General features: G+C 69.2%; 9 protein-coding genes. 8 read left to right on the forward strand and 1 reads right to left on the reverse strand.

Translation table 11 applies throughout. From position 1 onward, the window contains the following. The 8 genes from E1218_RS34085 to E1218_RS34120 all read left to right on the forward strand — a co-directional run. Positions 1-850: type II secretion system F family protein (locus tag E1218_RS34085; RefSeq protein ID WP_132327168.1), on the forward strand; the 850-nt coding region annotated here is incomplete at its 5' end. 14 nt (positions 851-864) lie between these two features. After that, a complete protein-coding gene (locus E1218_RS34090; protein ID WP_132327169.1) occupies positions 865-1,062 on the forward strand; it encodes a hypothetical protein in 198 nt (65 codons plus the stop codon). After that, the gene (locus E1218_RS34095; RefSeq protein ID WP_233712656.1) at positions 1,059-1,469 is read left to right on the forward strand and encodes a TadE/TadG family type IV pilus assembly protein; all 411 of its coding nucleotides are present in this window, start codon (positions 1,059-1,061) and stop codon (positions 1,467-1,469) included. The genes E1218_RS34090 and E1218_RS34095 overlap by 4 nt, the downstream gene beginning before the upstream one ends. Continuing rightward, positions 1,466-1,942, forward strand: coding sequence for a hypothetical protein (locus E1218_RS34100; protein ID WP_233712657.1), 477 nt, complete (start codon positions 1,466-1,468; stop codon positions 1,940-1,942). The genes E1218_RS34095 and E1218_RS34100 overlap by 4 nt, the downstream gene beginning before the upstream one ends. Beyond that, positions 1,939-2,364 (forward strand): Tad domain-containing protein, encoded by a 426-nt coding sequence (locus E1218_RS34105; RefSeq protein WP_233712658.1) that lies wholly within the window; start codon positions 1,939-1,941, stop codon positions 2,362-2,364. The genes E1218_RS34100 and E1218_RS34105 overlap by 4 nt, the downstream gene beginning before the upstream one ends. 140 nt (positions 2,365-2,504) lie before the next feature. Next, entirely contained in the window at positions 2,505-3,230 is a 726-nt protein-coding gene (locus tag E1218_RS34110) for an SDR family NAD(P)-dependent oxidoreductase (protein WP_233712659.1), read from the forward strand. Between the two features lie 66 nt (positions 3,231-3,296). Continuing rightward, positions 3,297-4,418, forward strand: a complete 1,122-nt coding sequence (gene prfB / locus E1218_RS34115; protein ID WP_132327170.1) for a peptide chain release factor 2 — start codon at positions 3,297-3,299, stop codon at positions 4,416-4,418. Next, on the forward strand, positions 4,402-5,190 hold the full coding sequence (locus tag E1218_RS34120; RefSeq protein WP_132327171.1) for a pentapeptide repeat-containing protein: 789 nt from the start codon (positions 4,402-4,404) through the stop codon (positions 5,188-5,190). The genes prfB and E1218_RS34120 overlap by 17 nt, the downstream gene beginning before the upstream one ends. A gap of 81 nt (positions 5,191-5,271) precedes the next feature. Here E1218_RS34120 and E1218_RS36860 read toward each other — a convergent pair. Beyond that, positions 5,272-7,088, reverse strand: a 1,817-nt coding sequence (locus tag E1218_RS36860; RefSeq protein WP_202866351.1) for a cellulase family glycosylhydrolase, incomplete at its 5' end; no start/stop codon positions are given.

Here is a 7,088-nt window from a genome sequence, read left to right on the forward strand (position 1 = left end):
TCCTTCGGTCGACGACCGGATCGCGCCGTACCTGCGGGATCTCGGCGGTGGGGACATCTTCGTCGGCGTGGTCGACTCGAGCTCGCCGTTCTACGCGATCCTGAAACTGTTCGGGCCGACGTTGCGCGCCGGGGCGAGCAGGCTGGAGCGGTTGCTCGGCGGTGCCGGCTCGATCCGGCGGCGGCTGTCGCGGGCCGGAATCGAGCGGACGGTCGAGGAGTTCCGGATCGAGCAGTTGCTGTGGGGGACGGCCTGCTTCGGGGCCGCGCTCGTGGTCTCGGTGGTCGCGATGTCCTTCGGCGCCGGGAACCCGATCGGCATGCTGGTGTTCTGCAGCCTGCTCGGCGTGATCGGAGTGCTTGCCCGAGACACCTATCTGAGCACGCAGGTGCGCCGGCGCGAGCGCCGGCTGCTCGCGGAGCTGCCGACCGTCGCGGAGTTGCTGGCGTTGTCGGTCGCCGCCGGCGAGGGACCGGCCGCCGCGCTCGACCGGGTGGCGCGGTCGTGCCAAGGGGAGCTCGCCGAGGAGCTGAAGCGGGTGCTGGGAGAGACCCGCGCGGGTGCGACGCTCGTCCGTGCGCTCGACGGGCTGGCGGACCGGACAGGTCTGCTGGCGTTGTCACGGTTCGCGGACGGCCTGGCGGTCGCACTCGAACGCGGCACTCCGCTGGCCGACGTGCTGCGGGCGCAGGCGGGGGACATTCGGGAGGCCGGGCGGCGCGAGTTGATCGAATCCGGCGCGCGCCGGGAGGTCGCCATGATGATCCCGGTGGTGTTCCTCGTGCTGCCGGTGACCATCGCCTTCGCCTTCTACCCGGGCGCTGTCGGAATCCGGTTGATCGCCGGATGAACTGAGGAGAGGTCATGCCGTTACTGCTGACGAGACTGTTCGTGGCGCTGGTGCTCGCGCCCCGGCCCGCACGGAAGGAGCGCGGCGACGTGCCCGGCTGGGTGCTCATCACCGTGATGACTGCCGGCCTGGTCGTCGCCATCTGGGCGGTCGCCGGCCCGCAGCTCTCGAGGATGCTTCAGGACGCGCTGAACTCAGTCACCAGCAAGTGACCCGGCACCCATATCACTTCCGGGCGTCCCGCCGCGGCGAGCGGGGGTCGGCCGTGGTGGAGTTCGTGCTGGTGTCGATGCTGGTGGTGCCCTTGTTCCTGGGGATCCTGCAGGTCGGGCTGTACCTGTACGTCCGCAACACGGTGATCGCGGCCGCGTCCGAGGGGGCGCACTACGCGGCAGTGCTGAACCGGGGCCCGGCCGACGGCGAAGCGCGGACGCGGGAGCTCGTCGGCGGTGTGGTGAACGACCGGCTCGTCGACTCCGTGCAGGCCGAGGAGGTCGACATCGGCGGGCAGCCCGGTGTACGTGTGATGGTGACCACGCACATGCCCGCCTTGGGCCTGTGGGGACCCGGTGTCGAGTTCAGCGTCCAGGGTCACGCCGTCAAGGAGACCGGCGAGTGAGCACTCGGCGGCGGGCCGGGTGGATGCAGCGGACGGGCGGTGAGCAGGGGAGTGCCGTGGTGGAGTTCTCCTGGCTGGCGTTGCTGCTGATGGTTCCGTTGGTCTACGTGATGCTGGCGGTGTTCGACGTCCAGCGGGCCTCGTACGGCGCGACCGCGGCGACCCGGGCTGCCGGGCGGGCGTTCATCATCGTGCCGGCCGGGCTCTCGGAGGACGAGGCGCGGACGCGGGCGTTCGAGGCGGCCCGGCTGGCGATGAAGGACCAGGGGATGGAGCTGACCGCGGACCAGCTGTCGGTCACCTGCGATCCCGCGTGCCTGGAGCCGGGCTCGACGGTCACGGTGACGCTCGACACCGCGGTGCCGCTGCCGCTCGTCCCGGACGCACTCGGTGGTGAACCACCGGCGGTCCGCATCAGCGCGTCGCACACCGAGCCGTACGGCGACTACCGCGAAGCCAAGGGCACCGGATGAAGCGGCGCGACGAGCAGGGCCAGATGACCGTCCTGATCATCGGCTTCATGGCGATCATCGTGTTGATGGTCGTCGTGGTCACGGACATCTCGAAGGTCTTCCTGGTCCGGCGGGATCTCGATGCGACCGCTGACGGCGCGGTCCTGGCGGCGGCGAACGGCCTCAGGGCGATCTACGCACAGCCGGCCGCGGACGGGAACGCGGAGCTCGATCCGGACGAGGCCCGCCGGCTGACCGCCGAGTATCTGGACCAAGTTGCCGCCAGCAACAGGTTTGACGGGCTGGACTGGTCGGCCGACGTCAGCGGCACGACGGTCACCGTGCGGCTCACCTCGTCGGTCGACCTGCCGTTCGAGCCGCCCGGCTGGCAGGGCTCGGCCGATATCGCCGCCGAGGCCGCCGCCATCGTTCCGATCCGCTGAGCGGGAGCCTCTCGGTCGCGGCCGGCCGCCGGGCCGGCCGGGCACTGTGGAGGAATGGAGATCGAGCTGAGTGGGCGGCGGGCGCTGGTGTCGGGACTCCAGTCAGGGGATCGGGCTGGCGATCGCGACGGAGCTGGCACGTGCCGGGACCGCCGTGGTGGTCAACGGGCGGGAAGGAGAAGACGAACGCCGCCGCGGACGGGGTGCGGACGGAGGTTCCCGGCGCGGACGTCACCGCGGTGGCCGCGGACCTGGCGTCGGCGGACGGCGCCGAGGCGTTGCGGGAACGGGTCGGCGAGCTGGACATCCTGGTCAACAACGTCGGCATCTTCGGGGCCAGGCCGGTGCTCGAGATCGACGACGACGAGTGGCGGCGGTACTTCGAGGTGAACGTGCTGTCGGCGGTCCGGCTGATCCGGATGTACCTGCCCGGCATGATGGACCGCGGCTTCGGCCGGATGTTGAACGTCGCCAGCGACTCGGCCGTGGTGACGCCGGTCGAGATGGTGCACTACGGGATGACGAAGACGGCGCTGCTCGCGGTCACCCGCGGGTACGCGAAGGCGGCCGCGGGCACCGGCGTGACGGTCAACTCGGTGATGGCCGGGCCCACGCACACCCCCGTGGCGGACTTCGCGCGCGAGCTGGTCGGTGACGACCTGCCCTGGGACGCGGCGCAACGCCGGTTCATGAAGGAGCACCGGCCGTACTCGCTGATCCAGCGGCTGATCGAGCCGCCGGAGATCGGCAATCTGGTCGTCTACCTCAGCTCCGAGCTGGCCTCCGCCCCCACCGGAGCCGCCGTCCGCGCCGACGGCGGCCACATCGACTCGATCGTCCCTGACACCGGGCATCACAGTGTGTGACGAGGCGACGGTGGACGTCGCGGCCTGTTAACGGCTGGGCTCCCCTAGCGGGTAGTCTGCTTGGTTGTGGCTGGACTGGATTTTGACGCCGAACTCAAGCAGCTCGACGCGACGCTGACCTCGATCGAGAAGGTGCTCGATCTCGACGCCCTGCGTGCGGAGATCGCCGACCTCGGCGAGAAGGTCGCCGCGCCCGATCTGTGGGACGACCAGGCGAACGCGCAGAAGGTGACGTCGCGGCTGTCCAGCCTGCAGGCCGACGTGGAGCGGGTGACCGCGCTGCGCGGCCGGCTCGACGATCTCGCCGTCATGGTCGAGCTCGGCCGGGAGGAGAACGACGCGGACAGCATCGCGGAGTCGGAGAAGGAGATCGGCTCGCTCGCCAAGGCGATCCAGTCGCTCGAGGTCCGCACGCTGCTGTCGGGTGAGTACGACGAGCGTGAGGCGCTGGTGACGATCCGATCCGGCGCCGGCGGGGTGGACGCGGCCGACTTCGCGGAGATGCTGCAGCGGATGTACCTGCGCTGGGCCGAGCGGCACGGGTACGGCACCGAGGTCTACGACACGTCGTACGCCGAGGAGGCCGGGATCAAGTCGACCACGTTCGGGGTCAAGGCTCCGTACGCGTACGGGACGCTGAGCGTGGAGTCCGGGACGCACCGGCTGGTCCGGATCTCGCCGTTCGACAACCAGGGCCGCCGGCAGACCTCGTTCGCCGCGGTCGAGGTCGTCCCGGTGCTCGAGCAGACCGACGAGATCGACGTCCCCGAGGAAGAGCTGCGGATCGACGTGTACCGGTCGTCGGGGCCGGGTGGCCAGAGCGTCAACACGACCGACTCCGCGGTCCGGATCACGCACCTCCCGACCGGCACCGTGGTCTCCTGCCAGAACGAGAAGTCGCAGCTGCAGAACAAGGCCAGCGCGATGGTCATCCTGAAGGCGAAGCTGCTCGCGCTGAAGAAGGCCGAGGAGCGGGCTCAGCTCGACGCGCTCCGTGGTGACGTGCAGGGCTCGTGGGGTGACCAGATGAGGTCCTACGTGCTGCACCCGTACCAGATGGTCAAGGACCTGCGGACGCAGTACGAGTCGGGCAACACCTCCGGCGTCTTCGACGGTGAGATCGACGACTTCATCGAGGCCGGCATCCGCTGGCGCCGCACCGGCCAGACGGTTGCCGAACAGAACTGACCTGAAGGCCGACTGCGGCAGCTGCTTCGGGCTCTGCTGCGTCGCGCTGACGTTCAGCCGGTCGGCGGACTTCGCGATCGACAAGTCCGCCGGTGAACCCTGCCCGAATCTCGACGACGGCTTCCGCTGCACGATCCACAGCCGGCTGCGGGCCGAGGGCTTCCAGGGGTGCACGGTCTACGACTGCTTCGGCGCCGGTCAGGAGCTCTCGCGCCGGGCGGGGAAGAGCTGGCGGGAGCAGCCTGGGCCGGAGATGTTCGCGGCGCTGCCGATCCTGCGGCAGCTGCACGAGTTGTTGTGGTACCTCACGGAAGCCCTCGAACACAAGGCTTTCGAGGCCGAGCTGACGGCCGCGATCGCGCGCGTCGAGGCGGTCGGTCGTACGGCGGACCTCAGCACCGTCGACGTGGTCGCCGAACGGGCCGCCGTCAACCAGCTGCTGCTGAAGACCAGCGAGCTCGTGCGCGGCACGCAGCCGAAGAAGAAGGAACGCCGCGGCGCCGACCTGATCGGCGCCCGCCTGCGCGCAGCCGACCTGAGCAAGTCGAACCTCCGCGGCGCCTATCTGATCGGCGCGGACCTCCGCGACGCCGACCTCCGCCGAGCGGACCTGATCGGCGCGGATCTGCGCGACACCGATCTGCGCGGCGCGGACCTGACTGGTGCGTTGTTCCTCACTCAGGCCCAGGTCAACGCCGCCCGTGGCGACCGTGCCACCAAACTCCCGCACGCGCTCAGCCGGCCGTCACACTGGAACGCGGCCGGTGGGTGACCGCGGCTCGGACCTACGTCGACGAGGGCACGGAGTCGATGTGCTCCGTGCCCTCGTCCCTCCCAGCAGCTGAGGGGCGGGTCAGCTGACCGGGATTCCGGGGTTGGTCAGTCCGCGTCCACCGGTGACGGTGTTGCTGCGGTCGATGGCGACCTTGCAGCTGGACGCGTTGTAGTTGGTGATGTTGAACGCGTACCGGCCGCTGCCGGTCGCGCCGTTCAGGTCGGACCTGTTCCCGCGGAAGACCGTCCCGCACCCCCAGCCGGACCGCTGGGTGTGCGTCTCGAACCCGTTGTTCGTGGTGTTCTTCCCGGTGTTGTTCTCGATCACGTAGTCGTTGCCCTTGACGTCGCCCCAGCTGTCGTCGTAGTTCGCGCCGGTGAGCCCGCGGCCGTCGAAGGTGTTCCCGGCCACCCGTCCGCCGGTGGTGCCCTCCTTCAGGTCGATCGCCTCACCGCCGACGTCCGGTCCGATCCGGTTGTCCAGGATCTGCACGTGGTCGGACTTGTCCGAGGTGCCGCCCGCGCTGCCGACGTACACGCCCTCGCCCATCCCGCGGCCGTCGTTGCCGGTGTCGTAGATGCGCGAGTTCCTGATCACGCCGTAGGTGCTGCTGTTGCGGAAGTGCACCCCCTCCATGTCGAGGCCGTGCACGGTGACACCGTCGATCGTGACCCGGGTGGCCCGGTCGATCATGATGCCCTTCTGACCACCGGTCACGGTCAGGCCGCGGACGTTCCAGTGCGACGCGCCGTTCAGGTGCAGGCCGTAGCCACCACTCGCCTTCAGCACGGCGTTCGCCGAGCCGGTCAGCGTGATCGGCGCGGACGACGTACCGGAGACCGTGGTCTTGAAGTTGCCGACGTAGGTGCCGTCGGCAAGCTTGATCGTGTCTGCGGGCTTCGCGTCGGCCAGTGCGGACCTCAGCTCGGCCGCCGTGTCCACGTCGATCGTCGCCGCGGGAGTCTCGAAGGCGTCCGGGGTGCGGATCCGGTCGCGGACCCAGACACCGGCCGGCTTCAGCACCGACGTACCGGTGAAGGAGTTGCCCGCGCAGACGTTCTCCTTGAAGACCGCGCCGGAGCGGAAGTCGTCGGAGAAGTTCCAGTTGGTCCAGCCGATCTTCTTGCCGGCCAGGAAGTCCAGGTACTTCTGCGACCAGGTGAAGTCGTTGCCGCCGTCACCGGTATAGGTCTGGGTGCCGAACTCGGTGACGAACAGCGGGATCTTGTCGGCGGCCCGGGACAGGGCGTCGAAGTACTCCTGCTGGTGTGACGCGGCGTAGAAGTGGAACGTGTACATCAGGTTCGACGCGTTCACCGGGTTGTTGACGATGTCCGCCTCGCTGCGCCCGTCGGAGACGCCGAGCGACGCCCAGCCGTGGGTGCCGACGAAGATCACGCCGTCGGGGTCCTTGGCCCTGATCACCGGCACCATCTGCTCGGCGTACGACTTGATGCGGGCCCAGCTGACGTTGTTCGGCTCGTTGGCGATGTCGTAGATGATGTTGTTCTTGTTCTTGTGCCGGTCGGCGATCTCGGTGAAGAACGTCTTCGCCCGGGACAGGTTGTAGTTCGGGTCGCCCGGGTCGAGCTGATGCCAGTCGACCAGCGCGTACATGCCGCGCCGGGTGGCTTCCTCGATGTAGTTGTGCACCATGTCGGTGAACTTGCGCGGGTTGGTCTCGTAGCCGCCTTCCTGCACGTACAGCGAGATCCGCAGGATGTCCGCGTTCCAGTCGTAGGCGAGCGCATCCAGCGACGCTGTCTTCACACACTGGGAGTACCACTGGATGCCGTGCGTGCTCATGCCGCGCAGCTGGACCGGTGTGCCGTGCTGGTTGCAGAGCTTGGTGCCGCAGACGCGCAGCTGGCCGTTGATCGAGACCGGGGTGCCGG

Source organism: Kribbella turkmenica (assembly GCF_004348725.1).
GTDB lineage: Bacteria > Actinomycetota > Actinomycetes > Propionibacteriales > Kribbellaceae > Kribbella > Kribbella turkmenica.